This is a genomic window from Comamonas testosteroni ATCC 11996 (assembly GCF_000241525.1).
In the GTDB taxonomy this organism is placed as follows: domain Bacteria; phylum Pseudomonadota; class Gammaproteobacteria; order Burkholderiales; family Burkholderiaceae_C; genus Comamonas; species Comamonas testosteroni.
This window is the reverse complement of the sequence record NZ_AHIL01000043.1, coordinates 289,388-309,130: the sequence shown is the minus strand read 5'-3', so window position 1 is coordinate 309,130 and position 19,743 is coordinate 289,388. Positions and strand designations below refer to the sequence as shown.

The window sequence follows — 19,743 nt, the reverse complement described above, 5'->3', positions numbered from 1 at the left end:
CTATGCCGTGATGTAAGTGACTAGACCCAGGTGAACTGCCGAGCGACCAGGAACGCCAGGGTTCCCAGGGCGATGCTGACGCCGTAAGGCAAGGTGCCTACCGAATGCGCCGAGTTGGAGCGGGCATCGGGACGGATCCCCGCAGCGACATTGACGTAGAGCAACTGCACTGCCTCGGCCGAGTTGCGCACCAGCTTGCCGGCCATGCGATGCCAGAGTGCGTAGCTGATGGCTGCCAAGCCGCCGGTGATAAAGACAAAGATCACGACCTGACAGGTGGCGGCGGGGCCTAGAAAGCTGCCGACCATGGCCATCAGCTTCACGTCGCCGGCTCCCATGGCATGCAGCAGATAGAGAGGCAGCATCAATGCCAGGCCTACCGCCATGCCGCCCAGTGCCCAGAAAAAGCCGCCGCTATGGGGGTGGTGGGCCAGCAGACCATAGAGCAGGGCCAGGGTGATGCCACCGAAGGTCAGGCGATTGGGGATGCGCCGTGTGCGCAGGTCACTGATGCTGGCTGCCAGCAAAAGCAGCAACAGGATCAGCGAACGCGGCTCGGTGAAAACGGCGACCACGAGTTCGGATGCTGCGCTGAGTTCGGAAGATGTCATGGTCAATCTCCAGTCCTGTGTTCAGCGAATCCTGTTCGGGCCTCAGAGCTGACGCTGGCGGTCTGCTGCGTTCAGCTCATCTGACTGATGTCTACAGGATTCGGGCGATATGTGACTAAATACAATTTTTCTATCAACTTCATTCTTTTGTTTAATTTTGTGGAAATAGTATTCCTATAGAAATCGCTTATCAATATTCGAGTTCGTAAGAATTTTTCTAATCTGCGTGAGATGCAAATGTGACGCCGTTGTAGGTTGCGTAAGCATTGGTCTCATGCGCTTGCTGACGCAGATCGGCCCACGGTCGGTGTCGGCTACAGAGCGCGATCGCAAGGCCTTGCCTGGAGCCCGCGCGCAAAGGCGCCCGGGGGGCGGCGAAGGCGCTGACATGGCTTGAAGAGGGAGCTGGCTCGGTGGGCCCGGCAGGCGCTGAAATGCGCTATGGGCGTTACCCATGTTCCGGGGCCTGAAGTGGCCGCTGCTGCATGGCGGGGCAGGCCCGGGCGTCGGCATCACGACTTGGGGCAAGGCTGCGGCAGGACTGAGTAGCCGCTTTGAGGGATGAGGCCAGGGTAATCCTCGGCAAGCTGCAGCCCGGCTGGAGGCTGGCATTCCCTCCTGGCCTGTCGGCGCGGTCCTGCAGACGGTCTGCTGCGAGCGTTGAGGCGGCCTTCAGGCAACACCCGATCGGTGCATTCACAGGGAATGTTATGCTATAAAAAATATAGCTTTAAGCGCTTTGCCTGAATGGATTTCATGGGTGAAATCCATTGATTCCATTGCCAGTAAGGTGGTGATAGCTTCTATTTTGATAGCTGTCTGAAGGCGGCAAACATCGGCGCAGCTTCAGGCCTTTGCCCTGCGCTGGCTGTGCAGGCCCAGCAGCACCAGCACGACGGCCACCAAGGGCAGCATGCCGATATTGATGCCGTTCCAGCCAGCGCTGTGCAGCAGCTGGCCCGATCCGAACGAGGCCACGGCCACCGTGCCGAAGACCAGAAAGTCGTTGAGTGCCTGCACCTTCGCGCGCTCCGAGGGGCGGTAGCACTCGGTCAGCAGCGCCGTGGCACCGATGAAGCCGAAGTTCCAGCCCACGCCCAGCAAAATCAGCGAGCCCCAGAAGTGGAAGATATCCAGGCCCATCAAGGCCAGCACACCGGCTGCGCCTATCATCAGCAGGCCCAGAGCTGTCACGGGCCGCTTGCCATAGCGTGCAATCAGCTTGCCGGTAAAAAAGCTGGGCACGAACATGGCCAGCACATGCCATTGGATGCCCATGGCGGCTTCGCCCACGCTGTGGCCGCAGCCCACCATGGCCATGGGCGCAGCGGTCATCAGGAACGCCATCAGTCCGTAGCTGACGACACCGGCCGCGCAGGCCACGACGAACTGGGGCGTGCGGGCAATTTCACCCAGCGGCCTGGCGTCGTCAGCCACGGCCTTTTTTCTCTGAGGCGGCGGCAGACGCAGGCCCATGAGCAGGGGCAGGGCCAGCAAGGCCAGGGCCGCCTGGCTGTAGAAGCTGCCGGCAAACGGGGTGGCAGGCAGGGCGTCACGGGTCCAGATCACGACCTGCGGGCCGATGATGGCGGCAATCAGACCGCCGATCATCACGCGCGAAATGGCCTTGGCCTGCTGCGCGGGCTCGCTCACCAGATCGGTGGCGGCGAAGCGGTAGCTCTGCACGCAGGCCGCATAGAAGCCGGCCAGCGCCGTGCCGATGCAGAAGGTGACGAAGTCGCTGTGGGCAATGCCTTGCGCGGCGACCACGCCGGAGATCACGCCCAAAATGGCACCCAGCACATAGGCCGCGCGGCGGCCCATGCGGTTCATGATCCAGGCCGCTGGCAGGGTGGACAGCGCCAGTCCGAGCTGGTAGATGCTGACCGGCAAGGTGGATGCCGTGGGGTTGGACGACAGCTGCTGCCCGACCAGCCCGCCCAGCGAGATGATGATGGGCGGAGAGGCTCCTCCCAGGGATTGGGCTGCGACCAGCAGGCCCATATTGCGGCTTTGTTGTGTGTTGTTGTCTGATTGCATAAATCGCTTTGGCTGTCCATGCTTGTGCGCAGATCTGTCACATCTTGCAGCATTCATATTGGCCGCACATTAAAAGGCTTGCTGCGGGCATGATGCAGATACGAGCCTGGTGATCGAAGTGAATGGAAGAGATATGACGTTGAAATGCCTGACTGGCCGGGCTGTGAGCCTGAATATCGCGATGGCGCTCATGAGCTGGGCGTCGATGGCGCATGCCGAGAAGACAGACACCCTGCATGAAGCAGTGGTCTGGTCGGCTAGCTATCGTGGCGAGATCGCCGGCAAGGCAGTCAAGCTGGAGCTATGGCGGCTGGGCGGTGCCGTCGGCGGCAGCTATTGCTATGAACCCTGCAATCGGCCCGACGCCACGCTTGATCTCGAAGGCACGGCAAGCGGACAGCTGACGGAAACGCCCATGACGGGGGCCAGCGATCCCAGGCCTTCGGGCCGCTGGTCGCTGGCGGCTTTGCCGGGCATGGCGCCGCAGCGTCTGCAGGGCCAGTGGCAGTCCATGGATGGCAAAAGGCGCTGGCCGGTCCATCTGCTGCGCCAGCCCCCGGATTTTCCCCATGCGCTGCATTACGAGTTGCGCCTGCTGATGAATCAGAAGCTGCGCTCCCTGGCGGACTGCGGCGAACATACGGATCTTGAGGTTTCAGCCATTCAGGTCTATGAGCAGGGACGCTTGAAGCAAAGCCTGCCGACCGCTGCCGTGGGCAGTTGCTGGCTGGTGCAGCCGCGCTGGGTGGATGCGAATTTTGATGGCTGGCCGGACCTGACCCAGGCCCTGGATCTGCCTGCGGGGCCGAATATTGCGCACCGCACCTGGCTTTACGACCCGAGTACGCAGAAGTTGGTACTGGGGCCGCAGTCCCTGCAGGACATCACCTCGCCCGCCTTTGATGGCAAGGCCAAACGCATCTATAGCGAATGGCGTGCCAGCTGCTGCAGCCATGGCGTGGACATCTATGCCTGGAAGCCCACCGGGCCGGAGCTGGTCGAGCAGGCCGAAAGCTATATGCTGCCGGTGCGCAAGGGCGGCAAGCTCATGGCCTGCTATCAGATGCCAGCCTATGCACAAGGCCATGTGCGCTGGCCTGGCGGCCTGTACCAGCGCGGCGGCGAGCTGAGCCTGGGGCAGGAGCCCGCTGCCGACTGGTGCGATACCGATCCCGCTGCCACCATGGGCCAGAACCAGGTACAGGTACTGGCCGAGCCCAGAGCCGGACAGCCACCCCAAGTCCTCAAGGCCTATGGCGCAAGCTACCGCAAAGTCGATACGCCCCAAGGTGCCCGTTACTGCCCCGATATCGCGGTCTTCGATGCCGATGCCCACAAGGTGGTGCGTGTGCTGATGAGCGAGAACGCCGAGCAGAACTGCGAGGCGGAAAAGCCCGCCGGTACTCAGCCCTGAAAACGGGTTATCGCTATGCATGGAAATCGCTTGCTGCTATCTTTTTAAGAAGGTTTGCGTGTTATACAATTTCACAGAATTGAGATTCATTCTTAATAAGCCTTAGCCACGCACTTCGTTTTAGCCATAGGAGATCAATCAAAAACGAGGTCTACATGGCAACCCCGGTTCGTGGCGGCGCAGGCAAGGTGCAGCCGGCATCCACACAGTTCGCGCCATTCGCGCATTGGCTTTCTTCTGCGGCCTGCCGCAGCCCCCGCTCAGCCGTGGGGCTGGCGGTGTTGGTGGTTTTGAGTGCCGGAGCCCAGGCGCAGTCCCAGACGCCGGATGCGCAGGAAAAACGCCTGGGCGAAGTCATGGTTTCCGGCAAGCAGGACGGCAGCGCTCTGCCCGCGCTTGCCCCTGGCGCCCAGGTCGCCAAAGGGGCAGCGCTGGGGCTGCTGGGCAATGTGGATGTGATGGATGCTGCTTTCAACATCACTGCCTACTCCGAAGAACTGATCCGCGACCAGAATGCGGCCACGGTAGCTGCTGTGCTGGAAAACGACTCTTCGGTGCGCTTTACCACCAATACCGGCCATGTCAACGAGAACTATGTGATTCGGGGCTTCGACGTCAACGCCAGCGAAGTGGCGTTCAACGGCCTGTATGGCCTGGCGCCCGACAGCCATGTGCCGACCGAGATGATCGAGCGCGTGGAACTGCTCAAGGGCCCGGGCGCGCTGCTTGGCGGCATGGCTCCCAATGGAGCGGTGGGCGGTGTGGTGAATGTGGTCAGCAAGAAGCCGCTGGCCGAGGATCTGACGCGGCTGACCACCACCTTCACCTCGGGCTCGCAGCTGCAGGAGCATGCGGATGTATCGCGGCGCTTTGGCCCCGAGCGCCGCCTGGGCATACGCTTTAACGGCGTGCTGTCCAGCGGGGAAACCGAGGTCGACGAGCAGAAGCGCCGCCGCCGCCTGGGCGCCGTGGCGCTCGACTATCAGGGCGATCGCTTTACGCTGGGACTGGATGCCTATCACTACAAAGTGAATCTGGACAACGGCAGCCCGGTGATGGTGAGCTTTGGCAAGATGAAGAATCTGATTGCGGCGCCGGATGCCAGCAACAATCTGTTCCGCGGCGTCAACACCGAAGTGGAGAACAAGTCGGTGGCGCTGCGCGGCAGTTTCGAGCTGAGCGACAGCTGGCAGCTCTACGGCAGCCTGGGCAAGGCCTGGCATGACTATGCAGGCCAGCCCACGGGCACACGTGTGGTGCTCAATGCCGTGGGCGACGGCTCTGCCGTGGGTCAGACCTATAACCTGCAGGGCTATACCAACAGCACGGCGCTGGACGCGGGTTTGCGCGGGCGCTTCAAGACCGGCGATGTGGGCCATCAGCTGGTGTTCTCGTTCAACGAGCTGCAGCAGCAAAGCGGGCGCGCGCTGCCCATCGTGGTCAGCAGCAGCTACACCACCAATATCTACGACCCGGTGCTGCCGGTTCTGGCAGGCCCGCGCAATGCCGTGCGCCAGGAAAACGACAATGTGATCCGCAGTTTCGCCGTGGCCGATACCCTGAGCCTGCTGCAGGACAGGCTGCAGCTGACGCTGGGCGCACGCCACCAGCGCGTGAATCAGAAGATGAAGGGCTACGACGAGAGCGCTGTCACTCCCATGCTGGGCCTGGTGGCCAAGCCCTGGGGCGAGGATCTGTCCTTCTATGCCAACTACATCGAGGGGCTGAGCCCCGGCCTTGAGGTCGGCTCCACCTATGCCAATGCAGGCGAGACATTCGCGCCCTACAAATCCAAGCAGATGGAGGCGGGCGTGAAGTGGCGCCGCGCAGGCTGGACGAATACGCTTTCGCTGTTCCAGATCGAGAAGCCTTCGACCACCATCGATACGGCGGCCAATACCCTCAAGCTCAATGGCGAGCAGCGCAATCGCGGTGTGGAGTGGAATACCTTTGGTGCCGTGAGCTCCAGTTTGCGCGTATTGGGCGGCATCACGTACCTGCAGCCCAAGCTGACCAGCACCCAGGGCGCCAACAACGACGGCCATGATGCTTTCGGCGCGGCGCGCTGGGCGGCCAATCTGGCGGCAGACTGGGATGTTCCGGGTGTGGCCGGTCTGGCGCTGAACGCACGCATGGTGCACACGGGCAAGCAGTGGGTCAACTCGGCCAACACCTTGCGTGCACCGAGCTGGACGCGCTTTGATGTCGGCGCCCGCTACACCACGCGCGTTGCCGACAAGAAAGTGGTCTTGCGCGGTACGGTGGACAACGTCTTTGGTCGCAACTACTGGGCTGGAGCCTTTGCTGACAATTTCCTGACCGTGGGCGCACCGCGCACCGTGCGCATCAGCGCTGCGGTGGACTTCTGAGGCAGAGGAGGCATCAATGCATGAAAATCATCAAGGGTTGCCATTGCCATTGCCATTGCCGGTGAGGGGCCACAGGCCACCGGGCAAAGGGCTGCGCTCCCTGCTTGTTCCAGGTCTGCTGGCTGCGGCCAGCGTCGGCATCGGCGGCTCGGCCGGTGCGGCCCGGCCCTTGCCGGCCAGCACTCTTCAGAGCGAGGGCAAGGCGGCCTCGTTGCTTTCGGTGCGGGAGCCGCTCTCCGGCAGGCTGGCGCCGGGGCAGACGCTGAACCTGCAGCTGGAGGCTCCGGCCGGAGCCGTGGTGCGCGGCAATCTGCAGGCGCTGGGCGTGGTGCTGGATGTGCAGACGCCTGACGGACGCCATCTGCGGCGGCTGAGTCAGGGCGCAGGCGTCGATCACGCATTCACCTGGCAAAGCCGGGGCAAGGCGAAGGAGCGTCTGGTGCTGCGTGCAGAGAATGCCCAGCCTTATGCATCGACAGCAAGCGGCATGTCGGTGGCGCAGGGCGGGCACAGCGATGCACCGACCCATGCCGCGCCCAGTCCTGGCGCCTACGAGCTGACGATCACCCAGGTGCTGGCGCCGTTGGCGGCTGGCCATGGGCCTGCGGCAGAGATCGAACCCGAGCCGCTGCGCAGCCCCAGGCTCAAGGCCTTGCAGGAGCGGCTGGCGCAGGGCGGCGACAGCCGCAGCTTCTGGCAGGAAATGGAACGCCAGGGCACGCCGCTGATCGAGCCCTGGGATGCCGAGCATCAGCTGGTGAGCTTTGTCTGGCGCGGCGCCGGGCAGTCCGTGAGACTGTTCGGCAGTCCATCGGGCAATCATGAGCCGCTGCAGCGCCTCGGAAGCAGCGATGTCTGGTGGGCCAGTTTCGTCATGCCCAGGGATGCACGGCTCAGCTATGGCTTTGCGCCCGATGTGCCTCAGGTTTCGGCCGATGCCATGATTCAGCGCCGATCCATTCTGTCCACCTTGCAGCGCGACCCCCTCAATCGCCAGAGCTGGGGGCGGTCTGCGGATCTGCAGGCGGTGCAGGATCGCTACGACGGGCGCTCCGTGCTGACACTGGCCAAGGCGCCGCCCCAGCCCTGGAGCCAGTCCCGTGCCAGCGTGGCAACTGGCCAGTTGCAGCGTCACTGGCTGGGCAGCCAGGCGCTGGGCAATGGGCGCGATATCTGGATCTACAAGCCGCAGGGCTGGCAGCAGGCCGATGCGGCTGGGCGTTCCCTGCTGGTGCTGTTCGACGCCCAGGCCTATCTGCGCCAGGTTCCCACGCCCGCCATCATCGACAACCTGATGGCCGATGGCCTGCTGCCTGCAACGGCCGTCGTGCTGGTGGCCAATGGCCAAGGCGACGCGCGCAGCCGCGAGCTGCCGCCCAACCCGGTGTTTGCCGACTTCATGGGCAAGCAGCTCATGCCCTGGCTCAAGGCACAGGGTATAGCGGCCGGGCCTGAGCGCACTGTGATTGCAGGATCGAGCTATGGCGGCCTGGCTTCAAGCTATGTGGCGCTGCGCTATCCGCAGTGGTTTGGCAATGTGCTCAGTCTTTCGGGCTCCTACTGGTGGGCACCCAAGGGCGAGCCGCCCAATTGGCTGGCTCGCCAGTATGAGCAAGCACCGCAACTGCCTATTCGCTTTTACTTTGATGCCGGCCTATACGAAGGGGCTCGCGGTGGTCAGGCAGGCATACGCGAAACCAGCCAGGAGCTGGGTGATGTGCTGCGTGCCAAGGGCAACAAGGTCGTGCAGCGTGTGCACAGCACCGGTCATGACTATGTGCACTGGCAGGGTTCGCTGGCCTGCGGGCTGCTGGCGCTGATGGGGCGAGAGCCATCGACCAAGGGGCTCAAGGAGCAGGTCGAACAGGCTTGTGGGCTCTGAGTCCGGGGAGCACAAAAAAAGGGGCCTGAAGCCCCCTTTTTTGCTTTTGGCCTGGAGCGCTTGTTCGCAAGCGCTGCAGGCCTTTTTTATGCAAGCTTCTACTTGAGCTTGTTGCCGCATTCGCCACAGAACAGGTCATTGGCGGCTACAGGGGCGCTGCAGGCGGGGCAGCTCGGCGCAGCCTGAGCCAGGCGGGCTTTCTCGACTGCCTCTGCTTCGGCGCGGGCGCGGGCCGCTTCACGCTCGGCAGCCTGCTGCCTGGCCAGTCGCTCGGCTTCGGCTTGCTGACGTGCTTCTTCGGCAGCCTGGGCTGCGGCGCGCTCCTCAGCGGCCTTTTGCTGTGCTGCGCGCTCTGCGGCCTGGGCTTCGGCCCGCTGGCGTGCGGCCAGTTCCTGAGCTTCGGCAGCCGCACGTTCGCGTGCAGCTTGCTCGGCGGCCTCGGCTTCAGCCTTCAGACGGGCTGCTTCGGCCTCGGCACGCAGGCGTGACGCTTCGGCTTCGCTACGCTGGCGGGCGGCAGCATCTTCAGCGCTTTGACGTGCTTTTTCCGCCGCATCGGCGGCAGCACGCTCGCGCGCCTGCTGCTCTGCAAATGCCTGTTCGGTGGATGCCGCTGTAGCGGCAGTCAGACCTGCGGCAGCCGCTGCTGCGCCAGCCGCTGCTGCGCCAGCCGCTGCTGCGCCAGCCGCTGCTGCGCCAGCCGTTGCTGCGCCAGTCGTTACCGCGCCAGCGCTGGCATTGCTGTCGTTGCCGGGCGGGGTGTCGGTGGCGGCGGGCTTGGCTGTGGCTTCCTGCAGGCGCTCGCTGGCAGCCTGCTTGGCGCGCTCGGCCGCAGCCATGGTGCGTTCTGCGGCAGCCATGGTCTGGGCCTTGGCTTCCTCGGCTTTTTTGCGTACATCGCCAATCAGGCTGTCCAGTGCACCCTCGGCCTCGGCAGGGTCCACGCTTTCACGAGCCTGCAGATAGATCAGATTCATGCCCATGATGGCGACTTGGGCCAGCAGTGCGCCCACCACACAGTACAGAACGCCCAGGCCGGCGATGAGGCCGGTGCTGCCGCCACCCATCATGCCCATGGGATTGAAGCCACCACCGTAGCCACGGCCGTAGCCGCCGCCCATGAACATGCCGGCCATGGCGCCGGCATCTCCGGTAATGCTCATGGCCATCCCGGTCAGGGAGACGGTGGCAGGCACCAGTCCGGCAAACAGCATGAAGCAGACCAGGCCCAAAATGACATAGAGCACGACTTCCATCAGCACCACTTCGACCAGACGCTTGCGAGCGATGCTCAGCACGTTGGCCAGCGCAGCCTTGACGGACAGGCCGCTCCACAGCGCGGGACCCATCAGCGGGCCGACGACCCAGATCATTGCGATCAGCAAGGCTGCGGCGACCAGCACCAGAATCGGGTGGGCCACAAAGGCCAGAATGCCGCCGAGCACGGGAATCTTGCAGATGAAGTAAATGACGGCAGCCAGCAGGTAGTAGGCCAGCGTGGCAACAAATATCGCCAGACCGACCAGCAGGAACTTGGGAAGGCAAAGCAGACCGGCCGATGCAGCCGCCGAGAAGGAGCGTACGGGCTCGTTCCTGGCCTTGTCCATGAGCATGATGCCCACGCCTGAAGAGCCGGCCAGCAGCGCGACGACGGCCGCCAGCATGAAGATCAGGTACATGAAGAAGCCGGCCTTGACCAGCATCCAGGCCGCGCCTGCTATCAGTGCGCCGGTCAGCAGCAGCGTCAGAAAGCACAGCAGCAGCGGTCGCCACTGAGTCGGTCCTTCGGCGGCTCTGGCAAGGGTGGCAAAACGTATTTCTCCCAGGGGTTGCTCTCTCATTTTTTGTCCTGTCTGATGGTTGAGGCTGGCTGGTGTGGCGCGATGAGCCGCTGGCTTGCCGGGTGTCAAAGCTTGCCGCGGATCTCGCCAGCTTCGATGGTGTAGCGCTCCACGCCGGCGGGCAGACCAGTATCGATCTTCTTGATGACAGTCACGGGCTTGCCGCCCTTGGACTGGGTGGTGCCTGTGGCGGTATTCACACGCCCGGCCTTGACGTCCTCGTCAGACTGATCGACCACGATGCTCGACGAGCCCCGGTTGTCGGCCAGTTCATTGGCCAGTTCCTTGAGCACATTCATGGCCTGGGTGTATTCCTTGCGGCCCTTGGCGGCCAGCGGCATCTCCACGGTCAGGGCGGAGAAGCTGCGCATCTGGTGTGCCTGTCCCGACTGGGCATCGGCGATGCTGACGGTTCTGGTCTGCACCGGACCGGCCACGGCACGCTGTTTGGGCGGCAGCTTGTGCATGGCTTGCACGGCCTGGGCCTGCATGCTTTGCGCCTGCTGGGTTTCCTGATCCAGAGCGGCCTGCAGACGCGCAAAGCGCTCGTTCTGCCCGCCCGACACAGCGGTTGCGGGCGCGCTGCCGCCGGGGCCGCAGCTGGGGTCGGCGGAATTGGTGACGCGCGAGAGCATGCAGCTCAGCGATGTGGAGGCATCTTGCAAGGTGGCGCAGCCGCCAAGCAGGGTTGCGGCGCAGGCCAGCACAGTGAGTTTGAGTTTTTTCATGGCTTTCAATCCAGCAGGTCATCCAGCGATGGCGCGGTGTTCTTCTTGACTGCGGGTGTTCTTGCAGGGGCCGGCATGGGCGGTTTGCCAGATGCCGGGGCTGGGGACAGCTCCGGGCTGGCCGCTGGCGCGGGGGGGGCGCTGACAGTGTCTGGGGTCGTCACCACAGGGGCGACTGCGGTGGCGGGCGCGTTGTCTACGGCGCCGGCAATCGTGGCATTTTCGGCAGGTGTCGTTTGCGCTGCGGTACTGCCGCCCAGCGGGCCGACCAGGGCGTCGGCCTTGGCTTTGTCTTCGGGCGAAATCCCATCCTTGCCGGCCTGGGACGAACCGGATGCACTATTGCCCGCGCCGGTCAGGCCCTTCATATTGCTTGCCATCATCACTCCGCCCGCAATGGCAGCGATCAGCAGTGCCAGCGCCACCCATTTGATCCAGGCATTGCTGCCGCTCACCGGCTCCTGGGGAAAGGCCGGTGTGCGGTCGTTGCGCGGCGCAAATGCGACGGGCTCCGACTGTGGCGGCCTTGGTGCGGGTGTATCCATGGGCTCGATCAAGGGCGGAGCCAGGCTTGCGCCATCAATGGTCTGCGAGGCACCTGAAGGCATGGGCTGCGCAGTTGCCGCTGCAGCACGGTTTTCGACGGTGCGCTCGAACACCATGCCGCATCGTGTGCAGAAGCGGGCCTCGGGTTTGCAGACAGCCTGGCATTGGCTGCAGATTTTTTCAGCAGCAGTGATTGCCGCGTCCGGCTCTTGTCTGGCGCCGCAGCTCTTGCAGAACTTGGCATTGGGAGAGAGCGGGTTGCCGCATTGGGAACAATTCATGGTCTGCAATCGAGAAAAGAGTCCGCTGGAATGGCCGCTCGGCGGCATTGCTGCCTTGGCAATGCCTGGAATATGGGCCGGTTTCTGCGCATTGGCATGAACCGGTACGGACCCATGAAAAATGATTTGTATCTTAGCGGCGCATTTGCCGCAGCCTGTTGGATCGCTTTACGGGAATGTAAGTACGCTTGGTTTTGACAGCTTTTTGTCAGGCATGGCAATCCATGAATGGGGTTTGGGTTAATGAGACTGCGCGCTAAGTTTCAAGGGATTTCTGGTGCAAGTGACTGATTTGAAAAGAAGGCCGTAAATCAGCTGCTTTATGAAGGCCTGGATTGCCGAGAAAAGTTCGAATCTCGAAATCTGTTTGATTTTTGCAAATGCTTCAAATGGTTGAGAGTGTTTTGCGCTGTAAAGATTTCAACGAAATACGGGCCTTGCTGAACCCCGGGAGTCAGCAAAGCCGGTAATCACTGCTGCGCAACCAGCGTCAGCAGCTCGATTCGCGGCGCTACGCCAAGGCGTATGGCAAAACCGGCCCACAGGCCTGCTCCGCTGCTGACCAGCAGCTTCATGTTGCCGACGTCATATTCGCCGCGCACAAAACCGTTGTTGACGGGAGCCACCAGCCAGCGGTCCATGCCCAGAATCAGCCCGCCGTGGGTATGGCCCGATATCTGCAGGTTCACGCCCTTGTACGCGTTGTCGCGCGCGAACTTGGGCTGGTGTGCCAGCAGGATATGAAACGGTGCGCCGGCCTTGCGGGCCTGGGCGGCAACCGCGTCCACATCGGGGGGGACGCCTTCGGCGACCTCGGGGTCGGCGTTGTTGGGCGAGGTGCGGCCGAACACCGGGTCGCCGATGCCGGACAGGGCCAGCTTGCTGCCCTTGATGTTCAGCAGCTGCATGCGGTTTTCCAGCAGATTCAGGCCCAGGCGGCGGAACTCGGCCATCCAGGCGTTATAGCCGCTGTAGTACTCGTGGTTGCCCGGTGCCGCCCAGACGCCGTAGCGTGCGCTCAAGGCGGCCAGCGGCGCCACATGGGGACGGCTGGTGGCGACATCGCCGTCCACCATATCGCCGGGCAGCACGATCAGGTCGGGCGTGGTGGCCAGGGTGCGCTGCACGATGGTCTGCACATAGCTTGCATCATTGACCGGGCTGGCGTGGATATCGGCCAGCACGGCAATGCGCAGGCCCTGCAGGGCAGCGGGCAGGTTTCTGACCGCGATCTGCTGCTCGTGCACCCGGGGTGGCTGCAGGGCGTTGAAGACGCCGATGGCGCTCAGGCAGCCGGTGGCCACCACGGCGGCTGCGGTGAGTGCGGGAAGGTGCAGCAGCTGCGCCAGGCCGGTGCGTCCCATGAGCCGGGCGATCAGCCACAGCAGATCGCGCAGCAGCACGAACAGCGCCAGCATCAGTAGCATGGCCAGAATCCAGCCACCGGGAACCTGCAGGCGCGCCACCACGGCGTAGGGCAGGGCATTGGTCTGCACGGCCTTGAGCAGCAAGGCCGGCGCGATGCCCAGCAGGCCTGTGATCAGCACGGCCAGCAGGCGGGCCAGACGGGAGGTGCCGTTGAGGCTGGAGACAGGCCACCAGAGCCAGAGAGCCAGAAGAGGGATGACGAAAGCAGCAGTCGAGACCATGGGCAGCGGAGAAACCAAAAAACGACTTGCGCAAAAAGGGCCCAGGCCGGGCGACTGCCTCAGAAGGCAGGCCGTTGTAGCATTCTTGTTTGCGTAAGTCCTGCAAAAATTGCCGCGAGCATAGCAAGCGTTGGTGTCCCCGCGATGAACGCTGCTGCATCTGCCATCGCCGGCGCGCCGCAGGGCGTTGAAAATTGCGCGGCACGGCTGCTTTTGCCATTGCTGCGCAAGACCGTCCAAGGACGGGGATAATCCCAGCCCTTATGCCTTTGAAGATCAACTTCCCCGAGTCGCTCCCCGTATCCAGCCGTCGCCAGGAAATCATGGAGGCCATGGATCGCCATCAGGTCATCATCGTCTGTGGCGAGACCGGCTCGGGCAAGACCACGCAGCTGCCCAAGATCGCACTGGCGCTGGGCCGGGGCAGGCTCAATGCCGCGCCCGATGCCAACGGCCAGGTGCGCGGCCATCTGATCGGCCACACCCAGCCGCGCCGCATTGCCGCCAGCTCGGTGGCCAAGCGCATTGCCGAGGAGCTGAACACGCCGCTGGGCGAAGTGGTGGGCTACAAGGTGCGTTTTCAGGACACGCTGCAGAAGAACGCCTCCGTCAAGCTGATGACCGACGGCATCTTGCTGGCCGAGACCCAGACCGATCCGCTGCTCAAGGCCTACGACACGCTGATCATCGACGAGGCGCATGAGCGCAGCCTGAACATCGACTTTCTACTCGGCTATCTCAAGCAGATCCTGCCCAAGCGCCCCGATCTGAAGGTGGTGGTCACGTCAGCCACCATTGATGCCGACCGCTTTGCCAAGCACTTCGAATCGAAGAACGGTCTGGCGCCCGTGATCATGGTTTCGGGCCGAACCTATCCGGTGGAGATGCGCTATCGCCCGTTCGAGGGTGAAAAGGACAAGGATCTGAACGACGCCATTGCCGATGGCGTCGATGAACTCTGGGCCGGCGGCAAGGGTGGCGATATCCTGATCTTCCTGCCCGGCGAGCGCGAGATCCGCGAAGCCGCCGACCATTTGCGCAAGCATTTGCAGCACTCGCCCACGCTGCGCAGCGCCGAGGTGCTGCCGCTGTTCTCGCGCCTGTCTCAGGCCGAGCAGGACCGTATCTTTGACGGCCATACGGGCCGGCGCATCGTGCTGGCTACCAATGTGGCCGAAACCTCGCTCACGGTTCCGGGCATTCGCTATGTGATCGATGCAGGTACGGCGCGTGTGAAGCGCTACTCCTTTCGCAGCAAGGTGGAGCAGTTGCTGGTCGAGCCGATCTCGCAGGCCGCTGCCAACCAGCGCGCGGGCCGTTGCGGCCGTGTGGCCAACGGTATCTGCATTCGCCTGTATGACGAAGAGAGCTTTGTCAGCCGCGACCGCTTCACCGACCCCGAAATCCTGCGCTCCTCGCTGGCTGGCGTGATTCTGCGCATGAAGTCGCTGGGTCTGGGCGATGTGGTGCATTTCCCCTTCCTTGAAGCGCCCTCGGGCCGCGCCATTGCCGACGGCTATCAGTTGCTGGCCGAGCTGGGTGCAGTGGACGATCACGGCCATCTGCTGCCCATGGGCAAGGAGCTGTCGCGTCTGCCGCTGGACCCGCGCGTGGGCCGCATGATTCTGGAAGCGCGCGAGCGCCGCGCCCTGGCCGAGGTGCTGATCATTGCCTCGGCTCTGAGCGTGCAGGACGTGCGCGACCGTCCCATGGAAGCGCAGCAGCAGGCCGACCAGGCACATGCCAAGTTCGACGACGAGAAAAGCGAATTCAGCGGCTATCTGCGTCTGTGGCAGTGGCTGTCGGATGCGCGCGGCGGCAAGGTCGTGGCCAAGAGCCGCAAGGAGATGGCGGCCCAGCACGCGCCTGCGGCCAAGCCCAATGCGCGCAACCAGGCCTTCCTGCCCGTCAGTCAGCGTGCTGGCGGTGCGCAGCTCGAAGGCACGGTCGAGGAGCGGCTGGCGCTGTTCAACCCCGCCGAGCAGGCCCAACATGCCGACGAGGCCACGCACAAGATCAGCAACCGCCAGTGGGAACAGTTGCTGCGCCAGAACTTCATCAATATCCGCCGCGTGCGTGAGTGGCGAGATATCCATTCGCAGTTGCTGACCGTGGTCAAGGAGCAGAAATGGCTGCTCAACAACGAGGCTGCGGGCTATGAGGCCGTGCATCTGTCGATGCTGTCGGGGCTGCTCGGCAATATCGGTTACAAGGCAGAGGAAAGCGAGAGCTATCTGGGCGCGCACGGCATCAAGTTCCACCCGCATCCCGGCGCTCACCTGAGCAAGAAGCCCGGCCGCTGGATCGTGGCGGCCGAGCAGGTCGAGACCTCGCGCCTGTACGGCCGCGGCATTGCGGCCATAGAGCCGCAGTGGCTGGAGGAGGTGGGCGGGCATCTGCTCAAGAAGCAGCTGCTGGACCCGCACTGGAGCAAGAAGCAGGCCGATGTGGTGGCGCTGGAGCGCGCCACGCTCTATGGCCTGGTGGTCTACAACGGCCGCCGCGTGAGCTACGGCCGTGTCGATCCGCACGAGGCGCGCAATCTCTTCATCCGCCAGGCTCTGGTGGAGGGTGAGTGGGAAACCCAATGGCATTTCCTGCCCGCCAACCTCAAGCTCATGCGAAAGGTCGAGGAGCTGGAACACAAGAGCCGCCGCCAGGACGTGCTGGTCGACGACGAGCTGATCTTTGCCTTCTACGACCAGCAACTGCCCAGGGATGTGTACAGCGGCGCGACCTTCGACAAGTGGTTCCGCACCGAGAGCAGGAACCAGCCCGAGCTGCTGCGCCTGTCCAGGGACGAGCTGATGCGGCACGAGGCCGCCGGCATCACCACGGACAAATTTCCCAAGACCGTGAAGCTGGGCGGTGCCGATTGCAGCGCCAGCTATCTGCACAGCCCTGGCGACGCGCGCGACGGCATCACGGTCACCGTGCCGCTGTTCGTGCTCAACCAGGTGTCGGAGGAGCGTGCCGAGTGGCTGGTGCCGGGCATGCTCAAGGACAAGATCCAGGCGCTGCTCAAGAGCCTGCCCCAGCGCCCGCGCAGCCGCTTTGTGCCGCTGCCCGAGAGCGCCGCGCGGCTGGCCGAGCTGTTCACGCAGAACGAACGCTGGGCCCAGGGGGGGCTGATCGACGCCTTGCTCAAGCAGGTGCAGGCAGAGACCTCGCTGGATGTGAAGCGCGCAGACTTCAAGCTGGACATGCTGAGCCCGCATCTGTTCATGAACTTCCGCATCACGGACGAGCATGGCCGCCAGCTGGGCCAGGGCCGCAATCTGGGCGCGCTCAAGGCCGAGTGGGGCGCCAAGGCACGCGGCGCTTTTCAGGCGCTTGCTTCATTAAAGGTAGCTGCTAGCGCAGGTGATACAAGAATTTCAGAGTCAAAAGTATCTGAAAGTGATAGTAGGCAAGCGAAAGAAGCTCCTAAAAATGATAGGGCTGCGGCGGGCAAGCCGGCCCAGTCGCATGATGCGCGCTACAAGGACTGGAGCTTTGGCGAGCTGCCCGAGCTCATGGAAATCAAGAAGGGCGGCACCACGCTGATCGGCTTTCCGGCCTTGATCGATCATGGCGATGCCGTCGGCATCGAAGTCTTCGACGAACCCGAAGCCGCTGCCACAAAGCACCGCGTGGGCCTGCGCCGTCTGTTCGCGCTGCAGATTCGTGATGCGCTCAAGTATCTGGAGAAGAACATTCCCGACCTGCAGAAGATGGCCGTGGCCTATATGCCGCTGGGCACGCAGGAGGAGCTGCGCGGCCAGATCATCGATGTGGCCATTGACCGCGCCTTTCTGCAGGAGCCATTGCCGAGCAACGAGGCTGACTTCAAGCAGCGCGTGCAGGACGGCCGTGGCCGCCTGACGCTGATTGCCAACGAGGTGGCACGCATGTCGGCCACGATCCTTGCCGAGTACGCGGCCGCCGCGCGCAAGATCAAGGACACCAAGAACGCGCCCGAGGCCACCAAGGACGCGAGCGAGCAGCTGCAAAAGCTGATGCCCAAGAACTTCATCGCCGTGGCCCCCTGGGCGCAGCTCGGTCATTACGCGCGCTATCTCAAGGCCATTACCTCGCGCCTGGACAAGTACCGGGCCGATCCGGCACGCGATGCCGCCAAGCTCAAGGAGCTGCTGCCGCTGGAGCAGCGCTACTGGCGGCTGGTGGCCGAGCGCAAGGGGCAGATCGATGCCCGTATGCAGGAGTACCGCTGGATGCTGGAGGAGCTGCGCGTGAGCTTTTTTGCCCAGGAGCTGCGCACGCCCTATCCGGTCAGCGCCAAGCGGCTGGACAAGGTCTGGGCGCAGCTGCAGCAGTGATGCTGCCCTGACGGCCTGGCAAGTGCGGCCCTGCCTGCCTAGGCGGGCCGGCTTTCGCCCTGCAGCAGCGGATTGCGCGAAAACAGCTCCACCACCCAGTCCACAAAGGCGCGCACCTTGGCGCTGAGGTGGGAGTTGGGCGGATAGACCACGTAGATCGGCAGCAGAGGGTGCTTCCAGTCTTCCAGCACCCGTTGCAGCTGGCCGTTTTCCAGGTACTTGTGAATCTGAAAGCGGCTGAGCTGTCCTATGCCCTGGCCCGCGAGGATGGCGCTGATATAGGCATTGCCTTCGTTGATGCCCAGGTGGGCGGGACTGGCGATCTCTATCACTTCGCCGTCTTTGTGGAACTCCAGCGGATAGCGCCTGGCCGAGACCGGCGAGAAATAGATCACATTGCGATGGCCGGACTCCAGATCGCGCGGATGCCGGGGCACGCCGTGGCGCTGCAGATATTCGGGGGCGGCAACCGTGATGAATTCCAGATTGCCGATGCGGCGCGCCACCAGGGACTGGTCGGCCAGCTCGCCGCCGCGGATCACGCAGTCCACGTTGTCGCTGATCAGGTCCACGGTGCGGTCGCTCACGCCCAGATCGATCTGTATCTCGGGGTAGCGCGACTGGAACTCGCTCAGATGGGGAATGATGAGCAGACGCGCCACCGTCGTTCCCACATCCACGCGCAGGCGCCCGCGCGGCGTGGTGCGCGCCTGGCTGACGCTGGCCTCGAGGTCGTCGAAGTCGGCGAGCAGGCGCACGGCACGGTCGTAGTAGGCCGCACCATCGGCGGTCACGGTGACGCGACGCGTGGTACGGTTGAGCAGCTTCACGCGCAGGCGCTCTTCCAGAGCCTGAACGTTCTTGGTCACACTGGCTTTTGGCATTTGCAGCGAATCGGCTGCACGCGTGAAAGTGCCGGCTTCCACGACCCGCGCGAAAATACGCATGGCCTGTATCTGATCCATGGGATCTCCTTGTCCTCGCGAAAACCCGGACTCGCCGAGGATGCGGGATTCTCACACACAGCTCACCCCGTCATTGTTCGAGAATTGGAAACAGTGTGGCCGCGTTTGCGGGGTTTATGCCGTCAATTGCTGTTGCTACATTTCTGTTCCATCACCCGGTCCTGTCCGGAAAATCCATGTCAAACACCAAAGCCACCGCATTGCAGCCGATTACTCATACCGACACCACGATTTCCGTGGCCGACGGTGTGCAGGCCCATGTGCGCCTGTATGGCGGCAAGCGACGCGGCGAAGTGGTCCCGCTGGTGCTGCATTTCCATGGCGGCGCCTTTGTGGCCGGGGATCTGGACAACGGTTGCACCGTCGGCAGCTCGCTGGCGGCGGCCGGGGCCTGTGTGGTGTCGCTGGCCTATCCGCTGGCACCCGAGCATCCGTTTCCGCGTCCGCTGGAGCTGGGCTACGAGGTGCTGCTGTGGGCCTACAAGCAACGCACCAAGCTGGCCGGCAAGGGCGCTCCGCTCTATCTGGCCGGTGAAGAGGCCGGCGCCAATCTGGCGGCCGGCGTCTGCATGATGGCGCGCGATCAGCAGCAGCCCCCGCTGGCCGGGCAGATTCTGATCTCTCCCATGCTGGACCCTTGCTCGGCCACGCCTTCGCAGCGTGCCGCCCAGGGCGAGTCCGTCGAATGCAAATGGGCTTCGGGCTGGTGCCAGTACCTCGGTGAGCCGCATGATGCGGAGCACCCCTATGCGGTGCCGGCGAGGGCCCGCCGCCTCGCGGGACTGCCGCCGACGCTGATTCTGGTCGGCGAGGCCGACCCCATGCGCGATGAGGCACTGAACTATGGCGCGCGGCTGGAAGCTGCCGGCCTGAGCGTGTTTCGCCATGTGTTTGCAGAAGCGGGGCAATGGCCGCAGGCGCTGCTGGAGCAGCCGCCCGAGTCCTGCCCTTGCGCCGCGCAGTTGCAGGAGCAGCTGCGCCAGTTTTTCGAAACCACCCGATGTCGGCTCTGAGCTGATCTTGCCCTGCCCAGATCGCTGACCTGATCCGTCCCTGTGGGCCGGACGCAGCACGGCTGCGCCTTTTTCTTCTCTTTCT

At 63.6% G+C, this 19,743-nt stretch carries 12 protein-coding genes and 1 pseudogene; 5 read left to right on the top strand and 8 right to left on the bottom strand.

Annotation, left to right across the window (positions count from 1 at the left end):
- Positions 1–20: 20 nt before the first annotated feature.
- Together CTATCC11996_RS19820 and CTATCC11996_RS19815 are read right to left on the bottom strand one after the other, a co-directional pair.
- Complete coding sequence (locus CTATCC11996_RS19820) at positions 21–611, bottom strand: A24 family peptidase (protein ID WP_003079612.1); 591 nt, start codon at positions 609–611, stop codon at positions 21–23.
- An 846-nt stretch (positions 612–1,457) separates the two neighbouring features.
- Positions 1,458–2,651 (bottom strand): MFS transporter, encoded by a 1,194-nt coding sequence (locus CTATCC11996_RS19815; RefSeq protein WP_003079610.1) that lies wholly within the window; start codon positions 2,649–2,651, stop codon positions 1,458–1,460.
- A 133-nt stretch (positions 2,652–2,784) separates the two neighbouring features.
- On the opposite strand from CTATCC11996_RS19815, the gene CTATCC11996_RS19810 reads away from it, so the two are divergent.
- The 3 genes from CTATCC11996_RS19810 (at position 2,785) to CTATCC11996_RS19800 (ending at position 8,316) form a co-directional block, all read left to right on the top strand.
- Positions 2,785–4,065 carry an XAC2610-related protein gene (locus tag CTATCC11996_RS19810; protein WP_003079609.1) on the top strand — a complete coding sequence of 427 codons (1,281 nt, stop codon included), beginning with the start codon at positions 2,785–2,787 and terminating at the stop codon, positions 4,063–4,065.
- Between the two features lie 155 nt (positions 4,066–4,220).
- Positions 4,221–6,434, top strand: coding sequence for a TonB-dependent receptor (locus CTATCC11996_RS19805; RefSeq protein ID WP_003079607.1), 2,214 nt, complete (start codon positions 4,221–4,223; stop codon positions 6,432–6,434).
- Positions 6,435–6,450: 16 nt separating this feature from the next.
- A complete protein-coding gene (locus tag CTATCC11996_RS19800) occupies positions 6,451–8,316 on the top strand; it encodes an enterochelin esterase domain-containing protein (RefSeq protein WP_050878882.1) in 1,866 nt (621 codons plus the stop codon).
- A gap of 98 nt (positions 8,317–8,414) precedes the next feature.
- Here the strand turns inward: CTATCC11996_RS19800 and CTATCC11996_RS19795 are convergent, their stop codons facing one another.
- The 5 genes and pseudogenes from CTATCC11996_RS19795 to CTATCC11996_RS19780 all read right to left on the bottom strand — a co-directional run bounded on the left by CTATCC11996_RS19795 (position 8,415) and on the right by CTATCC11996_RS19780 (position 13,361).
- Positions 8,415–10,157 (bottom strand): zinc ribbon domain-containing protein, encoded by a 1,743-nt coding sequence (locus tag CTATCC11996_RS19795; RefSeq protein ID WP_003079604.1) that lies wholly within the window; start codon positions 10,155–10,157, stop codon positions 8,415–8,417.
- A 65-nt stretch (positions 10,158–10,222) separates the two neighbouring features.
- Positions 10,223–10,885 (bottom strand): hypothetical protein, encoded by a 663-nt coding sequence (locus CTATCC11996_RS19790; RefSeq protein ID WP_003079603.1) that lies wholly within the window; start codon positions 10,883–10,885, stop codon positions 10,223–10,225.
- A gap of 5 nt (positions 10,886–10,890) precedes the next feature.
- Positions 10,891–11,430, bottom strand: coding sequence for a zinc ribbon domain-containing protein (locus CTATCC11996_RS19785; protein WP_236597930.1), 540 nt, complete (start codon positions 11,428–11,430; stop codon positions 10,891–10,893).
- A gap of 177 nt (positions 11,431–11,607) precedes the next feature.
- Positions 11,608–11,712: pseudogene (locus tag CTATCC11996_RS26380) on the bottom strand (zinc-ribbon domain-containing protein); the annotation flags it as partial.
- A gap of 470 nt (positions 11,713–12,182) precedes the next feature.
- Positions 12,183–13,361 carry a metallophosphoesterase gene (locus tag CTATCC11996_RS19780; RefSeq protein WP_003079598.1) on the bottom strand — a complete coding sequence of 393 codons (1,179 nt, stop codon included), beginning with the start codon at positions 13,359–13,361 and terminating at the stop codon, positions 12,183–12,185.
- A gap of 263 nt (positions 13,362–13,624) precedes the next feature.
- On the opposite strand from CTATCC11996_RS19780, the gene hrpA reads away from it, so the two are divergent.
- Positions 13,625–17,680, top strand: a complete 4,056-nt coding sequence (hrpA, locus tag CTATCC11996_RS19775) for an ATP-dependent RNA helicase HrpA (protein WP_003079596.1) — start codon at positions 13,625–13,627, stop codon at positions 17,678–17,680.
- 38 nt (positions 17,681–17,718) lie between these two features.
- Here hrpA and CTATCC11996_RS19770 read toward each other — a convergent pair whose 3' ends face one another.
- Positions 17,719–18,645: a LysR family transcriptional regulator gene (locus tag CTATCC11996_RS19770; RefSeq protein WP_003079594.1), complete on the bottom strand. Its 927-nt coding sequence runs from the start codon at positions 18,643–18,645 to the stop codon at positions 17,719–17,721.
- 176 nt (positions 18,646–18,821) lie between these two features.
- On the opposite strand from CTATCC11996_RS19770, the gene CTATCC11996_RS19765 reads away from it, so the two are divergent.
- Positions 18,822–19,658 carry an alpha/beta hydrolase gene (locus tag CTATCC11996_RS19765; RefSeq protein ID WP_003079592.1) on the top strand — a complete coding sequence of 279 codons (837 nt, stop codon included), beginning with the start codon at positions 18,822–18,824 and terminating at the stop codon, positions 19,656–19,658.
- The last annotated feature ends 85 nt before the right edge of the window (positions 19,659–19,743 follow it).

Excerpts from the sequence above, each read along its gene's own strand:
- CTATCC11996_RS19820 (WP_003079612.1), bottom strand. The coding sequence starts at position 611 with ATGACATCTTCCGAACTCAGCGCAGCATCCGAACTCGTGGTCGCCGTT.
- CTATCC11996_RS19815 (WP_003079610.1), bottom strand. The coding sequence starts at position 2,651 with ATGCAATCAGACAACAACACACAACAAAGCCGCAATATGGGCCTGCTG.
- CTATCC11996_RS19810 (WP_003079609.1), top strand. The coding sequence starts at position 2,785 with ATGACGTTGAAATGCCTGACTGGCCGGGCTGTGAGCCTGAATATCGCG.
- CTATCC11996_RS19805 (WP_003079607.1), top strand. The coding sequence starts at position 4,221 with ATGGCAACCCCGGTTCGTGGCGGCGCAGGCAAGGTGCAGCCGGCATCC.
- CTATCC11996_RS19800 (WP_050878882.1), top strand. The coding sequence starts at position 6,451 with ATGCATGAAAATCATCAAGGGTTGCCATTGCCATTGCCATTGCCGGTG.
- CTATCC11996_RS19795 (WP_003079604.1), bottom strand. The coding sequence starts at position 10,157 with ATGAGAGAGCAACCCCTGGGAGAAATACGTTTTGCCACCCTTGCCAGA.
- CTATCC11996_RS19790 (WP_003079603.1), bottom strand. The coding sequence starts at position 10,885 with ATGAAAAAACTCAAACTCACTGTGCTGGCCTGCGCCGCAACCCTGCTT.
- CTATCC11996_RS19785 (WP_236597930.1), bottom strand. The coding sequence starts at position 11,430 with ATGGATACACCCGCACCAAGGCCGCCACAGTCGGAGCCCGTCGCATTT.
- CTATCC11996_RS19780 (WP_003079598.1), bottom strand. The coding sequence starts at position 13,361 with ATGGTCTCGACTGCTGCTTTCGTCATCCCTCTTCTGGCTCTCTGGCTC.
- hrpA (WP_003079596.1), top strand. The coding sequence starts at position 13,625 with ATGCCTTTGAAGATCAACTTCCCCGAGTCGCTCCCCGTATCCAGCCGT.
- CTATCC11996_RS19770 (WP_003079594.1), bottom strand. The coding sequence starts at position 18,645 with ATGGATCAGATACAGGCCATGCGTATTTTCGCGCGGGTCGTGGAAGCC.
- CTATCC11996_RS19765 (WP_003079592.1), top strand. The coding sequence starts at position 18,822 with ATGTCAAACACCAAAGCCACCGCATTGCAGCCGATTACTCATACCGAC.